The organism is Ruegeria sp. CG8, assembly GCF_056537165.1.
Genome location: NZ_JBQFRA010000001.1, coordinates 20,848 through 37,056, shown reverse-complemented (window position 1 = coordinate 37,056; position 16,209 = coordinate 20,848). Strand labels below are relative to the sequence as shown.

Annotated in this window: 11 protein-coding genes; 9 read left to right on the top strand and 2 right to left on the bottom strand. The window is 61.5% G+C overall.

What is annotated here, in order from left to right; genetic code table 11:
• The first annotated feature begins 92 nt into the window (after positions 1–92).
• Both ACR0EF_RS00135 and ACR0EF_RS00130 read left to right on the top strand, forming a co-directional pair.
• A complete protein-coding gene (locus ACR0EF_RS00135; protein WP_170369931.1) occupies positions 93–3,392 on the top strand; it encodes an adenylate/guanylate cyclase domain-containing protein in 3,300 nt (1,099 codons plus the stop codon).
• Positions 3,389–4,606, top strand: coding sequence for a hypothetical protein (locus ACR0EF_RS00130; RefSeq protein ID WP_254437510.1), 1,218 nt, complete (start codon positions 3,389–3,391; stop codon positions 4,604–4,606). Before ACR0EF_RS00135 ends, ACR0EF_RS00130 begins: the two co-directional genes overlap by 4 nt.
• On the opposite strand, the gene ACR0EF_RS00125 is transcribed toward ACR0EF_RS00130, so the two are convergent.
• The gene (locus tag ACR0EF_RS00125) at positions 4,587–8,255 is read right to left on the bottom strand and encodes a flavoprotein (RefSeq protein WP_170371903.1); all 3,669 of its coding nucleotides are present in this window, start codon (positions 8,253–8,255) and stop codon (positions 4,587–4,589) included. The genes ACR0EF_RS00130 and ACR0EF_RS00125 overlap by 20 nt on opposite strands.
• Before the next feature lie 350 nt (positions 8,256–8,605).
• On the opposite strand from ACR0EF_RS00125, the gene speB reads away from it, so the two are divergent.
• Positions 8,606–9,571: an agmatinase gene (gene speB, locus ACR0EF_RS00120; RefSeq protein WP_170371905.1), complete on the top strand. Its 966-nt coding sequence runs from the start codon at positions 8,606–8,608 to the stop codon at positions 9,569–9,571.
• Between the two features lie 12 nt (positions 9,572–9,583).
• Here speB and ACR0EF_RS00115 read toward each other — a convergent pair whose 3' ends face one another.
• Entirely contained in the window at positions 9,584–10,060 is a 477-nt protein-coding gene (locus ACR0EF_RS00115; RefSeq protein ID WP_170369937.1) for a ZrgA family zinc uptake protein, read from the bottom strand.
• Between the two features lie 326 nt (positions 10,061–10,386).
• Here ACR0EF_RS00115 and ACR0EF_RS00110 point away from each other — a divergent pair, with 326 nt between their 5' ends.
• The 6 genes from ACR0EF_RS00110 (at position 10,387) to ACR0EF_RS00085 (ending at position 16,114) form a co-directional block, all read left to right on the top strand.
• Positions 10,387–11,658 (top strand): imelysin family protein, encoded by a 1,272-nt coding sequence (locus tag ACR0EF_RS00110; RefSeq protein WP_170371907.1) that lies wholly within the window; start codon positions 10,387–10,389, stop codon positions 11,656–11,658.
• A gap of 116 nt (positions 11,659–11,774) precedes the next feature.
• A complete protein-coding gene (locus tag ACR0EF_RS00105; RefSeq protein ID WP_170369941.1) occupies positions 11,775–12,068 on the top strand; it encodes a (2Fe-2S)-binding protein in 294 nt (97 codons plus the stop codon).
• Positions 12,016–12,501 (top strand): bacterioferritin, encoded by a 486-nt coding sequence (bfr, locus tag ACR0EF_RS00100; protein ID WP_149776400.1) that lies wholly within the window; start codon positions 12,016–12,018, stop codon positions 12,499–12,501. The genes ACR0EF_RS00105 and bfr overlap by 53 nt, the downstream gene beginning before the upstream one ends.
• Positions 12,473–14,008, top strand: coding sequence for a di-heme oxidoreductase family protein (locus ACR0EF_RS00095; RefSeq protein ID WP_174825196.1), 1,536 nt, complete (start codon positions 12,473–12,475; stop codon positions 14,006–14,008). The genes bfr and ACR0EF_RS00095 overlap by 29 nt, the downstream gene beginning before the upstream one ends.
• Before the next feature lie 3 nt (positions 14,009–14,011).
• Positions 14,012–15,022, top strand: a complete 1,011-nt coding sequence (locus ACR0EF_RS00090) for an imelysin family protein (protein ID WP_170371911.1) — start codon at positions 14,012–14,014, stop codon at positions 15,020–15,022.
• A 3-nt stretch (positions 15,023–15,025) separates the two neighbouring features.
• On the top strand, positions 15,026–16,114 hold the full coding sequence (locus ACR0EF_RS00085) for a DUF1513 domain-containing protein (RefSeq protein WP_170369947.1): 1,089 nt from the start codon (positions 15,026–15,028) through the stop codon (positions 16,112–16,114).
• Positions 16,115–16,209: the final 95 nt, after the last annotated feature.

Here is a 16,209-nt window from a genome sequence, read left to right as displayed (position 1 = left end):
GCAGTCATAATCGAATATTACTATAAAAAATGCAGACTCGACCCGGTGGTCTGTACTAGGCTGCCTGCGGGTGGATACTTCTGAGGGCACCAATGTCTGGCGACCTAAGGGAATGGCTGAGCGCCCTTGGGTTGTCCGATTACGCCCAAGCGTTCGCGGAAAACAAAATCGACTTTGCAATTCTTCCTGAACTTACGGGCGAGGATTTGCGCGAGATCGGGGTGACCGCCGTCGGCGACCGTCGCCGGCTGCTGCGCGCGATATCCGAGCTGGACGTCCCCGAAACCGTCGGCGCGTTTGAACCCGAGGTCGAACTGGAGCCGGCAAAACGTCAGGTCACGGTTCTATTCGCGGACCTGACCGGCTTTACCAAATTGTCCAGCGAACACGACGCCGAAGACATGCACGCGCTGCTGAATGCGTTCTTTGGCAAGGTCGACCGCGCCGTCGAGAAATTTGGAGGCCGGATCGACAAGCATATCGGAGACGCTGTCATGGCGGTGTTCGGGGCGCCGATCTCGCACACCAATGACACCGAACGGGCGGCCCGCGCCGCGTTGGAGATTCACGCCGCGCTGCCCACACTTGACCCGCCCCTATCGTGCCATATCGGCATCGCCTCGGGGCAGGTCATCGCCAGCACCACCGGAAGCGAAGCCCATACCGAATACACCGTAACCGGGGACGGCGTGAATCTTGCGTCCCGCCTGACCGACATTTCTGCGCCGGGTCAAACGTTGGTGTCGGATGACATCCAGCGCGCGCTTGGCCCTCTGTTCGTGGGCGAGGCGATCGGCACCAAGGCAATCAAAGGCCTGAACAAGGATGTCGAAATCTGGCGTCTGGACCGTCTGGCCCGGAACATCCGCACGCGGCGCCACAAATTCATCGGGCGGGAACGCGAGATGTCGTTGTTCTCGGCGACATTCGACCGGTGCCAGCGCCATGGAAAGGGTGAGGTTCACATCATTCTTGGCGAACCCGGTATCGGCAAGACCCACTTTTCGGAACAGGTGGCCGAGCTGGCCGCAAACCGCTCCTATTCGATCCACGGGGGCGTGGTGATGGATTTCGGCACACGCGAGGGACATTCGGCCATCCAGTCCATCGCCCGCAGCCTTCTGGGGCTCGACCCGATCGACGACTCCGATGCCAGCACCGCGGCCGCTCATGACGCGATCAACCGGGGGTGGATCAACCCTGCCAGTTCAGCCCATCTGAACGCTTTGCTCGAACTTGAACAGGATCCCGGATTGGCCGAAGTCTATGCCGCGATGGACAACGCCGCACGCATGCGGGGTCGGCGACAGGTCATCGACGAACTGCTGCAGGCCCGCAGCCGCGAGGCCCCCCTTCTGCTCCAGGTCGAGGACATACATTGGGCGCCACCGGACATTCTGACCATGTGTTCTTACATGGCTGCCGCGACGCGGGACCTGCCTTGCGTTCTGATGATGACCAGCCGGGTCGAAGGCGACCCGATCGATCGGGAATGGCAGATGGGAACGGACGGTGCGCTGGTGTCCAAGCTTGAGCTTTCGCCGATGGGCGACGAACAGGCGCGGAAACTGGTCGAAGAATTCACCGCCATCGACCCCGAGCTGTTGGAAACCTGCGTGCAACGCGCCGGAGGCAATCCGCTGTTTCTCGAGCAACTGCTGCGCAATATCGACGGCCTGACCCGCGACACCGTCCCCGGCAGCATCCAAGGCATCGTGCAATCCCGTCTGGACGGGTTGGATCGTCGTAGCAGAACGGCGATCCAGACAGCATCGGTTCTGGGGCAGCGGTTCTCGCCTGAAGTTCTGAATTATCTGCTGGGTGAAGGCCATTTGGACACGTCCGACCTGATCCGCTCGGCCCTGATCCGCGAGGCCGGGGCAGATCTGATGTTTGCGCATGCTCTGATCCGCGACGGGTCCTATGCGACGCTGGTCAAGTCCGAGCGCGCCCGGCTGCACCGGCAGGCAGCAAGCTGGTACGAGGGCAAGGACGCCACCTTGCGCGCCCAACACCTGGACCGTGCCGACGCCTCCAACGCAGCCGAAGCCTATCTGGAGGCCGCCGAAAACCTGATCCAGGCCTTCCAGTTTGACGAGGCCAGCCCGTTGATCGAACGCGCGCTCGAGCTTTCGGCGCCGCCGGGTATCCGGTTTGACCTGATGTGTGCCCGCGCGGAAACTCATCGACTTCAGGGCCTGTCGGACGAGGCCCTGAGCGAGTTCAACGAAGCCGCTGCCCTGGCCGAGACTGACGCGCAGAGTTGCCGCGTTCATATCGGTCTGGCACAAGCCGCACGCCAGGCCAGCCTGTACCAGGATGCGCTGCACAGCCTCGACATCGCCGAGGCCGCCGCTGACCGCAATGGATCGGAACGGGATCTGGCCCAGATCAGCTATGTTCGCGGAAATATCTATTTCCCGCTGGGACGGGTCGCGGATGCTCTGCAAAGCAACGAAAAAGCACTGACGCTGGCCCGCAAACTGGAATCCGTCCGGCTGGAGGTCGGCGCCCTCAGCGGCTTTGGCGATGCGAATTTCATGAATGCCGCAATGCGTACCGCCGCAGGGTTCTACACTCAGGCCGTCGAAAGAGCGCGGGACAAAGGACTGGTCCGGGACCTGGCCGCCAACCTTCACAATCTCAGTGTTGCCCGCAGTTACTCGGGTGACGTGGAGCAAGGTCGGGCCGATGCGCAGGAAGCCATCGAAATCTCGCAGAAATACTTTGCCTTCGTGCCGGAATGTGTCGCGCAGACCTGCCTGGGCGTCGCGTGCACCTTTCAGGATGACATGGACGGTGCGCTGCAGGCCTTCATCCAATCCGCCGATATCGCCCAGCGCGTCGGTGCCAAGCGACTCGAGGCTCAGGCGCTGGAACACTTGGCGCGGGCGCAGGTTTACGCCGGGCAAAGGCAAGAGGCTGAACAGGTGGGGCGGCGCGCCGTGGAAATCGCGTTGGAACATGGCCGCAACTTTGTCGGCCCCAAGGCGCTGTCGGCATTGGCCTTGGCTCTGGACGACCCGGATGCCCAGGATGATCTGTTGGATCAGGGCGTCCGGATACTGGGCGAAGGCTGCGTTGGGCACAGCCACCTGCATTTCTACGCAGACGCCTGCGCCGTAATGCTGGCCCGCCAGGATTGGGACCGCGCGATCCGCTTTGCCGACGCCTTGTCCGAGTTCACCGCCTCAGAACCACTGCCGATGGCCGATCTGTCCATCCGTCACACGCGCCTTCTGGCTGCGACCGGGCAACAGGGCCTCGCCCTGTCTGACCACGCCGAGTTTCCAGAACTTCGATCACAGTTCGATGATCTGGGCGTGGTGCGGTCGCTGATGGGGCATCTGGATTTCCCGGTGGCCGGGATGGCCGGCCAATCGACGGCATGAGCCGCATGACGATGGAACAACAGAAAGAAACAGAGCGCGGAATGACGGTCGAGAAAAAGGTCTGGGGTCTGTCAGGCCTCGTGTCGCTGATCCTGACGGCTGTATTGTTCTACCTTTGGGCCTCGCTGAACCATTTCGAGCAGGACCCGACCCAATTGCCGGATCAGGCCTCGGTCGATACCTATCTGGAGTCGCTGGAGAACGCGCCGGATTATCGGGTCAGGACGGGAATATTCCTCAAATCCTTCAGCTTCGTCGACGCAAGCGATGTCCACGTCACTGGCTATGTCTGGCAGCACTATCAAACCGGCATCCATGACGCGATCAAGCCCGAACCCGGTCAGGCCGGGTTCCTTCTGCCCGAGTCCGTGGATGTCGGGAGCGGCCTTATCGAAGAAGCCTACCGGATGCCAGAACCCGGTGGCGAAGTGATCGGCTGGTACTTTGAGCAGACCCTGCGCCAGTCCTTCGACTACACCAGCTATCCTTTCGACCACAAAACCGTCTGGGTGCGGTTATGGCCGGGCCGGTTTGACGTGAACGTCGCCCTGGTTCCCGACTTCGACGCCTATCCCGCGACTGGACCAAAGGACATTTTCGGGATCGACAACCGCATCGTCATGGGCACTTGGGAGCGCGAAAACACCTATTTTGACTACAAGCTGTCCGATTTGGACACGACGCTGGGCATCAATCAGAACGAGTTTCAGACCAGACTGCCCGAACTGCACTACAACTTTGTCATCAAACGCAACTTTGCGAACGCCTTCGTGGTGCACATGATCCCATTGATCGTAGTCACGATGCTTCTGTTCGGCGCCGTAATGACGGTGACGCGGAAGCCGAACCTGGTCGAACGGCACGATTTCAGCACCTCAAGCGTGATCGGAACCTGCTCGGTCCTGTTCTTCGTGATCCTGCTGGCCCATGTGCAATTGCGCGAAGGTTTTGCCGGGTCACCGGTGATCTACATGGAGTCCTTCTTTTTCCTGATGTACTTCATGCTGCTTGTGGTCTCGGTGAACACCTATCTGTTCGTCTCCGAGTCCGCGCCGTCGCTGCGCTTGATCCACTATCGTGACAACCTGATTCCAAAGGCCGCGTTCTGGCCTTTTGTCCTGAGCTGCATGATCGCGATCACGGCCTACAACCTCAGCCTCAAGTCACCTCCGTCAACGGATGCGCCCGAAGCCATCACGCATCAGGACGGCTAGCGGCCGCCTCATACCCGGGCTTGAGCGTCCCTGTGGCCATGTCGATCGAGTATTCGTCGACCAACTCGGACGCACCGCTTTCCAGTTCGGCAAGGTATTTTTCCGGATTGGCGATGACGTAGACGTAGGCCGGTTTTTTCACCCCATCCATCAGGACATTGATCCGCTTGCGGACATAGACATTGTCAGCCGCGCCCGGTCCGTGAAAACCCTCAAGCTTGTCGAGTTCCTTCAACCCGTCCGAGGTTACCCGGTAGACTTCGCCCTTGATTGGACGGCCAGTGCCCTTGCGATCCACCAGTGTGGCCATGCGGTGCAGATAGGCACAGTTCGGGTTGTCGCAAAACGGCTCTTTCGGAACGATCAGGGGCATGGGCTGCCGAGTGACCGCCTGTCCAACGAAATCATCCAGAACGTCCGCATGAGCGTCGTGGTTGGGAAATCCTTTTTTGAGCGATCCGTAGGTAAAATACAGATAGGTCTTTTCGCGTTCATCGATCAGGTCGTCTTCGTCTTCCACCTCTTCCGGTTCTGACAGGGCGTGCGTGTTGGCCCATTCATCCAGCATCGCGCGGATCTCGTCCGACACCCTGATGCCCCTGGACCGCACCGGATCCTGCAGGAAGTGGATCAGAGGGCTTGCATCGATGCTCTCCGCCGCCAGCAGTGTTTCTACCATCTCGGCCGAGTTGTTCATCGCGGCGACATGCAGGCTGGTAAATCCGTGATCATTGACCGCGTTCACGTTGATACCTCTTGCGATGAGGGCTTTGGCAGCCTCGATGTCCGGTTTTCCCAGGTCTTGCCCGTTCTCGGTCAGCTCGCCCTCGCCCCCGGCCGCATAGTGCAGCAGCGTGTCGCCATTATGGTCATCGACAATGTCGATACCGGCGACCCCATCATCTATGGCCTGAAACACCGGCTCCCATTGGGCGAAGTCATCCGAGGCCGCAGCATCCTGCGCCCATTTGCAGATGTTGTGTTCGTGGTTTTCCAGCTCTTCGAAGGCTTCTTCCAACACCTCCATGATCTGGTCGGGCGTGGCCATCATGCCGATGCCCATCATCCCGTTCGACAAGCGCCCCTTGCGGGGACCCACAAGATCAATCCCCAGATCGCGCAGCTTTTCGACATTGTTCTGGGTGGTGACGTTGTTCCACATGTTGGTGTTGCAAGCCGGGCAAAGGATCGCCGGCTTATTGCGGTACTGCCAGGCCACAAAAACCGAGGTCAGCAGGTTGTCGGCAATGCCGTTGGCGATCTTGCCCATCGTGTTGCAGGTGACCGGCGCGACAATGACGCAATCGGCCCAGTCGCACAGCGCAAGATGCGAGGCGCGCAAGGGCATTCCGAACTCGGTATAGCGAAAGTTCCACTCGTCATCGTCGCGGTAGTAGTCATTGTGGGTGATGTAGTCGTCGACTGTCTTGCTTTTCTTCCCGGTCTTTTTTGCCTTGCGGGCCTCGCTGGCCTTGTCGGTCCCGATATCGCGAAAGAACTTTTCGGCCGAAACCGAAGGTATCAGTTTCACATTGTGACCTGCCTCGGTGATCCGGGCGACCAACTGAGGCACCTTGTCCGCAGCCGACGAGCCGCAGGCGCATAGCAGAACGTTCCGGCGCCCGTTTGGCGGGGCTGTCAACCCGCCCTTGGGATACCCGAAGATGTTCTTGTCGAGGCTCGGCGACTCGTGGCGCAGCAAGACAGGCAGACCGGCTTTCTTCATGTCTTCCTGCAGGCCGCCTTCCAGGATCATGTCAACGATATCGCTGCGCTTGCCCAGGCATTTCCCATGGAAGAAGAGATAAGGCACCTTTTCCTTGCCGCTTTCCGCCACCAGTTGCCGGCGCATTTTCATGGCGTTGGCCCCGTGTCCGGCGACATCGACCAATTTCAGACCGGTCGCGCCGATATTGGCCAGAATGTTCTTCAGCATGTTCGACCACGGGTCCTCATCCTCGTAGAACAAAACCAGCGGGTTTTCCCGGACGATCCGAGCCACGTCGCTGGGGTCTTCCGGGGGCTGGGTCTCTTCGATCACCAGCATGGCCGGGCTTTTCAGGTCGCGCAGCCCGCGAAAGATATGCCCGCGCGGCGCCTGCCAAACCTGCGAAGTCGCCGGGCTCATATCTACGACCGTTACAAGATCGGCCTTTTCGTCATAGGCCACGCACAAGCACCAGAACTCTTCCAGCAGCGCCGTCTCGCGGAACACGTTTTCGGGCGGCCGGATCACCTCGAACCCCAACACGCGGTTGAAGTCGATGTTGATCATCAGGTGGCGCCCCTCATGTTCGTTCAGGCTGCGCAGCTGATCCCGGAACCAGTCTTGCGGCGACCTTTTGTCCTTCCCGGATCGTTCGGCATAACTGCGGAACGTGCTGCCGATATGCACCTCGGACGTTCCAGCCAGATACCGCTGGGCCATCTCGCTCATCTTCTTGGCGGTCGATACCCGGCTCAGCGCCTCGGTGTACGAGGTCTGGGTCGCAATAAGCAGCTTGTCTTCGGTGACCTGGACATCGCCCAAGATCTGCAGGCTTTCGGCCAGAACGCCCAGGCTGTTCATGTTCGGGCTGGCCCGCCGGAACAGGTTGCGGCGCTTCTTGGGATCGCGGGCCAGATACCTGGTGCTGTCCACATAGTTGCAGTCCTGCCGGAAGGTCTGCAGCGTGGTCTGTACCGCTTCGCGTGCAGAGAACCGCAGCAGGCCGCGCGCCCGCATCGAAGTGCCGTCGCGGTCGGACATGGCAGCGTACAGGCGGTCGATCGTGGTGACCCACAGCTTGCCGTATTTTTCGGGATGCACGTCCATCATGTGCACCAACCCGGTGCTGGGGTTGCACTTGGCGATCACCGCGAAATGGCCGCCGGGCATGGTGGGCTTGCCATGCGCGACCCCAACCTGAAAATTCGCCACCAGAATGTCGTTGTCTCCGCCCAGTCGATTGGATTCGTCAATCGCCTCAAGCAGCAGCGGCACCGAGGTCGTGGCCTCGTCCATGAAATAGGCCTGGACCTGCACCAGGTCGCGCAGACCCTGCGAATGGATATAGGTGCACGCCACGTCGAACAGTTCACCCAGCGAGATGCCGTCATTGACGACAAAGCTGGTGGGCAGTTCGCAGACGCGGAAGATGTCGTTCACCTCGCAGCTGAAGCCCAGCGCCGACATGCTCAGCGCGGCCGCGGTCACGCTGCAGCAGTTGATGGGTTGCTGGAAATTCTGAAGATGCACACTGACCAAATCGCCGAACAGCGTGGCGTAGCATTCGCGTCGAATTTCCGCGGGGATATCCAGCCACTCGTTACTGGCCAGAAAGGCCAGCCGAGTGCCGGGCAAGGCCACGGCCTGCAGGCTGACCGGTATGTCGCGGATCTCCAGATGCTCCTCGTAGAAATAGTCCCCGGTATCGGCGGTCGCCAGATCAACGTCGTTCTGGCGCAGCTTCACGATGCCGTCCAAAACCACATACATCCCGCGCGGCGGCAGAACCGTGTCCTCAAGAACTTTGAACAGATCGAAATGCTGCCTGAGCCGCTCGGCGCTCTGCCGCACCTTTTCGCCGGGCAGGACTGCGAATACCTTCTCCCAATCGGCAGATGTGGCTTCAATCGGTTTTGAATTGGAAATCGTCTGTGTGGTCACGGCCAGTTCCTCCCCCAAAAAGTCAGTGGCGCAATGGTTTCGTATTTCGTGGTCACTTTCCTGAAATCAGCATTTGTATTTTGCAGTCTCCCCCGCCGGACAAACGGCAGACCGCCCGACGCGTGGCGCCATTCAATGCTGGCTCCACCCCTCAATTTGCGCAGGCAATACGAGCGATACTTGCATTCTTAGTACAGATTTGCAGAAAAATCACCGGGATTGTGGGGTTTACCCAGCTTCGCAACCTGATGCACCGCTGGGGCAGAGTGGCCTTGATTGATCGGGTGATAGACGCCAACGTGCAAGCAACCCGCCAGACCCGCGGCCGGTTCAAAGCAACGGAGCCCCCAATGTCAAAACATGGATATGAATCCGGCCGCCTGAATCTGCCGTTCGTCGGCATCGCCACATTCGGCAAGAAGCCATATGTGCAGGATTGGGACCGGATCGATGCCGATGTCGCCATCCTGGGCGCCCCGTTCGACTTCGGCTGCCAATACCGGTCCGGAGCCCGGTTCGGCCCGCGTGCGGTGCGCGAGGCATCGACTCTGTTCAGCTTTGGTCATGCAGGTGCTTATGATCACGAGGACGATGCCACCTATTTGGGCGAAGAGGTGCGCATCGTCGATCTGGGGGATGCCGACATCATCCACACCAAAACCGAAGCCAGCCACGCGAATATCGAATACGGGGTACGCAAGATCCTTGAGGCCGGCGCTCTGCCCGTGACGATCGGTGGTGACCATTCCATCAACATTCCCTGCATCAACGCCTTTGATCAGGACTGCGCCCGAAACGGTCCCATTCACGTGGTCCAGATCGACGCACATCTGGATTTCGTGGACGAGCGTCATGGCGTTACGGCGGGCCATGGAAACCCGATGCGGCGGGCGATCGAGAAGGACTATGTCTCGGGTATGACCCAGCTGGGCATCCGCAACGTCTCATCGACGGCGAAAGAAGGTTACGAAGATGCACGCGCGCGCGGCTCCGACATCTTGTCGGTACGGCAGATCCGCAAGCTGGGGACCGAAGGAGTGTTGGGCCGCATCCCCTCGGGCGTCCGATACTACGTGACCATCGACATTGACGCGTTTTGCCCATCCATTGCACCGGGCACCGGAACACCAAGCCACGGCGGTTTTTTGTACTACGACGTTCTGGAAATCCTGCAGGGCCTTGCCCGGAAAGGGCAGGTCGCTGGCATCGACCTTGTCGAAGTTGCCCCGGCCTATGACCCGACCGAAAGCACGCAGATCCTTGCTGCGCAGCTGTTGCTGAACTTCATCGGCTTCATCTTTCACCACAAGGAATGAAAGAAACCCCGGTCACATAAACTCGGAGAGATCAACCAACGGGGTCTCTCGTGTAACCGCGACGGCGTGACTACCACCCGGTGACTGAACCCGCACGTCCACACGTTCAGCCTGCGAAAACCGGTCGAAGTAATCAAATCTCATTTCACCAAGCGCCTGAAGGTTGCTGCACCTGATCGTGTATTCGGCCTGAAATTCGGGCCGGTGATCGCCAGGCCCCAAGGCCGAACCGGCTTCGCCGCCGACCAGCGCCACGTTCGCCGTGGCCGTGGCACAACCCGCCTCGGCCGTGACCGCGAACAGGGTCATGGGCTGTGACAGGTCCGAAATGGCGACCGCGACCTTCGCCTTTTCCTCTGCGCTTGAAGCGGGAAGTTCAAAGCCAACGATTTCTGACGCAGGAACAGACAGGGACAGCGTGTACCCCGAATCCAATAAGGCGATCTTCAGTGCTGCGGGTTTTGGCGCCACTTCCTGCTGCGCGTCCAACGCAAGGGGAAACACGCAAAGGGCAAACGCCAAGGATCTCATCACGCAACCACCACCAACTCAAGAATCACACCATCATTGTATCTTCGCGCCATCCGCAGGCAACGGCGCGCAACGCCGTCTGACCCCGCCGGAAATGGCTAGACAGATCCAGAGAACCCATCCAGCCAAACCGTATTTGGCCAAAACAGCGGCGTGTTTCAAAATTAATTCCCGACTTAAAGACTCGGGTTGACATAACTTACAATTTCACTCAGTTAATATTCATCTCTGCACCCGCACTGGGTGCTCTTGCCCATTCATTTCGACAGGAAGGCCTGAACTTCATGACCCGCGTATTTTCGACGACCAGCCTGGCAGCCTTGCTGATGGCAACGGCTGCAGCCGCCGGCGACGCTCCCGCCAAGGTCGACATTCTGGACACCTATGCTGACATTGCCGAAGCAAAATATGACGACAGCCTGCGTGCTGCCCGCAACTTGCAGGCCGCCGTTGCCGCGCTGGTTGACCAGCCTTCTGCTGAAAACCTGACCGCCGCACGCCAGGCCTGGGTTGCCGCGCGCGTTCCGTATCAACAGACCGAGGTCTATCGCTTCGGCAATCCGATCGTCGACGAATGGGAAGGCAAGGTGAATGCGTGGCCTCTGGACGAGGGTCTGATCGACTATGTGGATGCGGCCTATGGCGGCGCGACGGACGAAAACGAGCTTGCGGTTCTGAACGTGGTTGCCTCGCCCAGCTTTGAGCTGTCTGGCCAGCCGGTCGACGCCACCGAGATCACGCCCGAGCTGCTGTCTGAGACCCTGCACGAGGCCGACGGGATCGAGGCCAATGTGGCAACGGGTTATCACGCCATCGAGTTCCTGCTGTGGGGCCAGGATCTGAACGGTCACGGCGAGGGCGCCGGCAACCGTCCGTGGACGGACTATGCGCAGGACGAATCCTGCACCGGCGGCAACTGCGATCGTCGGGCCCAGTATCTGGTGGCGGCGACCGACCTGCTGGTTTCGGATCTGGAGTGGATGGCTGCGCAATGGCAGGACAACGGTGCCGCGCGGGCGGCCCTGACCAACGACGCCGACTCGGGCATCAGTGCAATTCTGACGGGCATGGGTTCCCTGTCCTATGGCGAACAGGCCGGTGAGCGCATGCGCCTTGGACTGATGCTGAACGACCCGGAAGAAGAGCATGACTGTTTCTCGGACAACACGCACAACAGCCACTACTATGACGGGTTGGGGATTCAGAACGTCTATCTGGGTCGGTATGTCCAGATTGACGGCACTCCGGTTTCGGGTCCGTCCCTGTCGGATTTGGTTGCGGCCTCGGACCCGGCTCTGGACACCGAGATGAAGACCAAGCTTGCGAACACAATGTACGCGCTGGGCCAGATCAAAACCGCAGCCGAGGCCGGATTTGCATACGATCAGATGCTCGAGCGCGGGAATGTCGGTGGCGAAACACTGATTATGGGCGGCGTTGAAGGTCTGATCGATCAGACCAAGACGATCGAACGCATCGTGTCCGTGCTGGGCCTGGGCAATGTCGCATTCGAAGGGTCCGACAGCCTCGACAACCCCGACGCCGTTTTCCACTGATGAACCAAAGCAGCCGGGCGCAGCGACCGCTTGCGCCCGGCCCTGCGACAAGCTGTGTCTGGACCCGAAGCAAATACCCTACTATTTGACTAGGAATTACGAAAGGCCGAGTCGCCATGATCGTCTGCCACTGCACCAACATCACGGATCACGACATCCGCGCGGCAATCGACTGGATGCGCGCGGCAGATCCTCAAACCATCATCACGCCGGGCAAGATTTACCATGCTTTGGGAAAATCGGCGGATTGTGGCGGGTGTATGCCGCTGTTTCTGGACACGATGCGCGCAACCGATAACCTCGAAGTACCCATGCAACTCCGCGCCCTGCGCGTGGATGATACACAGGAGAGTGCAGATGAAGGGCGACCCCAAAGTCATCGAATACCTAAACAAGTCCCTGCGGCATGAACTGACGGCGGTCAGCCAGTACTGGCTGCATTACCGCCTGCAGGAGGACTGGGGCCTGGGCCACATGGCCAAGAAAAGCCGCGAGGAAAGCATCGAAGAGATGCAGCACGCGGACAAGCTGATCGAGCGGATCATCTTCCTCGGCGGCCACCCCAACCTGCAAAAGCTCGACCCGCTGCGCATCGGCCAGACGCCCAAGGAAACCCTGGAATGCGACCTGGCGGCCGAGATCGACGCCCGAGCCCTGTACAAGGAAGCGCGCGAATACTGCCAACAGGCCGGCGACTTCGTGTCGATGGCGCTGTTCGAACAACTGATGGCCGATGAAGAAGGCCATATCGATTTCCTCGAAACCCAGCTCGATCTGTACGAAAGACTCGGCGAAGCAAATTATGCGCAACTCAATGCATCGAAAATGGACGAGGCCGAATAAGACGGGCCTTTTCGTGGTGGCCGTATTTGCGGCCACCCCTTCCCTGTCTCAGGATCTGCGGGACAGTCATTTGAACCCCCTCCCCCGAACCGGCGCTGAACGGGCACGGATCGCCACAGTCACCGCAGCGCCGTCGGATTTGACGCAGCCCCAGCGCTATGAGGACCTGCCGGCAGGCGCCGCAACGGTGCGCGCCCGGACCGACGCGGATGCGTTCTCGCAACCCTCGGCCAACCTGAGCTTTGAGCAGGAGCTGGATTTCAAGGTCGGCAACGGGCTGTTCAAGAAGGTCTGGGTGTCGTCTCCGTCCTCGACTCTGGCCTCGGATGGGCTAGGGCCGCTGTTCAACGCCCGGTCGTGCCAGCGCTGCCACATCAAGGACGGGCGTGGCCACACCCCGGCCGGACCCGAAGACAACGCCATTTCGATGTTCCTGCGCGTTTCCATCCCCGGAACGCCCGCGGACGCGCCGGAAGGGATCGAAGGGTATCTCGCCACCCTGCCCGAACCCACCTATGGCGGCCAGATGCAGGATTTCGCCCTGCCCGGCCACAAGGCTGAATACCGGCTGGACATCACCTACGAGGAAATCCCGGTGGCTCTGTCCGACGGCGAAACCGTGTCGCTGCGCAAGCCCACCTACAGGGCGGCCGATCTGGGCTATGGGCCGTTGCACCCCGACGCGATGCTCAGCCCGCGCGTGGCGCCGCAGATGATCGGTCTGGGCCTGCTCGAGGCGATCCCGGTCGAGGACATCCTGGCCAAGGCCGACCCCGACGACGCCGATGGGGACGGGATCTCGGGGCGGCCCAACATCGTGTGGTCGACGGAATTCGGCGAACCCATGCTGGGCCGGTTCGGGCTGAAGGCGGGCATGCCGACGATCATGGAGCAGTCGGCCGCGGCCTTCGCCGGCGATATCGGCATTTCCAGCCCGCTCTACCCCGCGCCTTTTGGCGACTGCACCCCTGCGCAGGCCGATTGCCAGGCCGCCCCGCATGGTGACGGCGACGAACGCGGCTTCGAGATCGACCAGCAAGGCATGGATCTGGTGGCCTTCTACAGCCGCAACCTGGGCGTTCCCGCCCGCCGCGATGTGGATGACCCGCAGGTTCTGCGCGGGAAAGAGGTGTTCCTCACCATTGGCTGCGCGTCCTGTCACACGCCCGCTTTCGTCACCCACCGCCTGCCCGACCGGCCCGAGTACAGTTTCCAGCTGATCTGGCCCTATACGGACCTGCTGCTGCACGACATGGGCAAGGGACTGGCCGACAACCGCCCCGAGGCCCGCGCCACGGGCCGCGAATGGCGCACCGCGCCGCTGTGGGGGATTGGCCTGACCCGGCGGGTTTCGGGACACACCCAGTTCCTGCATGACGGCCGGGCGCGCTCGCTTCTCGAAGCAGTCCTGTGGCACGGCGGCGAGGCCCAGGCCGCGCGTGATGCAGTCGTTTCGTTGCCCAAGCCAGATCGGGATGCGTTGATCCGGTTCCTGGAAAGTCTCTGACCGATGCGCCTGATTGCCGTGATCTTTTCCGCATTGATGCCGCTCTGCGCGGTGGCACAAAGCCGCGATGCGATCCTGACCGACGTGACCCAAGCCCATATCCTGCCGCGTTTCGATCACCTTGTCGAAACGACGGCTGCGCTGGATGCCACTGCTCGCGCGGACTGCGCGCCCGGATCCGTCGACCTGCGCGCGGCCTATCACGTCGCCTTCGACGCCTGGATATCCGCCAGCCACTTGCGGTTCGGCCCGACCGAGGTCGGAGACCGTGCCTTTGCCCTGGCCTTCTGGCCCGACAGCAAAGGGTTCACGCCCAAGGCGCTGTCGGCGATGATCGCGGCTGAAGATCCGGCCATTGCCGGCCCCGATGCCTTTGCAGAAACCTCGATCGCCGGGCGCGGTTTCCTCGCGCTCGAGAGGATGCTGTACGACCCGGCCTTTGCCGATCAGGGCGATGCGGCCTATCGCTGCGGGTTGATCCGCGCCATCGCCGCCGACATCCATCGCACCGCCCGGGCCATCGACCGGGACTGGCACGGCTATGCCCGCATCCTTACCCAACCCGGGCCGGACAGCCCCTATCGGTCCGCCGATGAAGCCCTGCAGGAGCTCTACAAGGCCCTGACCACCGGGCTCGAATTCACGGCCGATACGCGTCTGGGCCGCCCGATGGGCAGTTTCGACCGCCCCCGCCCCAACCGGGCCGAGGCCCGCCGGTCGCTGCGGTCGCTGCGGCATGTGGAACTGTTGCTGGTGGCGCTGCGCGATCTTGCGGCGCGGCTGGCGGCCGACCACCCGCAGATTGCCGCCGCGCTGGACGATGCCTTTGCCCGCAGCATCGCCCGGGCACAGGCGCTGGACGATCCCGCGCTGGCTGGCGTGGCCGAGCCACAGGGGCGGCTGCGGATCGAGGCGCTGCAGCAGTCGATCAACGACATCCGCAGCTTGGCCGCCGCGCAGTTGGGTCCGACCCTGGGCATCAGCGCCGGGTTCAATTCGCTGGACGGAGACTGACCCATGACCAGCCGCCGAGGATTCCTGGCCGGTTTGGCAGCGGCCACTCTTGCCCCCCTGCCGGGCTGGGCTGCGGTCGGTTCGCCCGATTTCCTGTCGGCTGCGCTGTTCGACGACGGGTCGTATCGCCTGGTCGGGTTGACCGGTTCAGGGGATGTGCGGTTCTCGATCCCGCTGCCCGGTCGCGGGCATGCCGCCGCCGCCCATCCCCATCTGGCCCGGGCCGTTGCGTTCGCGCGCCGCCCGGGGCGGTTTGCGCTGGTGATCGATTGCGCGACCGGAGACCAGCTGGCCCGGCTCGACGCGCCGGACGGGCGTCATTTCTATGGCCACGGCGCGTTTTCGCCCGACGGCCGCCGGTTGTTCACCACCGAAAACGACTATGAGGCAGGCACCGGGGTCATCGGCGTCTGGGACGCGGCCAACAGCTATGCCCGGCTGGGCGAGTTTTCTTCGGCGGGGGTCGGCCCCCATGACGTGGTGTTGATGCCCGACGGCAAATCGCTGGCCATCGCCAACGGCGGCATCGAAACCCATCCGGACACAGGGCGCAGCAAGCTGAACCTGCCGACCATGCGCCCGAACCTGACCTATGTCAGCCTCGATGGATCGGTTCTGGAGCAGGTCGAGCTGCCCGCGGCGCTGCACAAAAACTCGATCCGGCATCTGGCCGTTCGTGCGGATGGCCTGCTGGCCTTCGCGATGCAGTGGCAGGGCGACCTGTCCCACAAGCCGGCCTTGCTGGGGCTGAATCGGCGGGGTGGCCGTTACCACCTTCTGTCCGCGCCGGATGACATTCAGGCGACGCTGGCCGGCTATGCAGGCAGTGTCGCCTTTTCCGCCGAGGGGCGTCAGGTCGCCATCACCTGCCCACGCGGCAACGCGCTGCACGTCTTTGATGCCGAGGCAGCTCGTTTTGACAGCGCCCATTCGCTCGGCGACGTGTGCGGGTTGGGCCCCGGGCCATCCGGCTTTGTCTTTACCACCGGGCATGGCGATGTGGGGCATCTGGTTGGGTCAAACCCGGCGGTATCGCCCCATCCTCGGGTCCGTTGGGACAACCATCTGGTTCCCATTCGCCCTGCGATCTGAATTGGGCTAACCTCCGATACAGATTACACTTGGAAGAATCGAACGGCTGCCGTATTGGCGGGCGAAATTTCCACGCCTGCAACGCAAGGACTGAC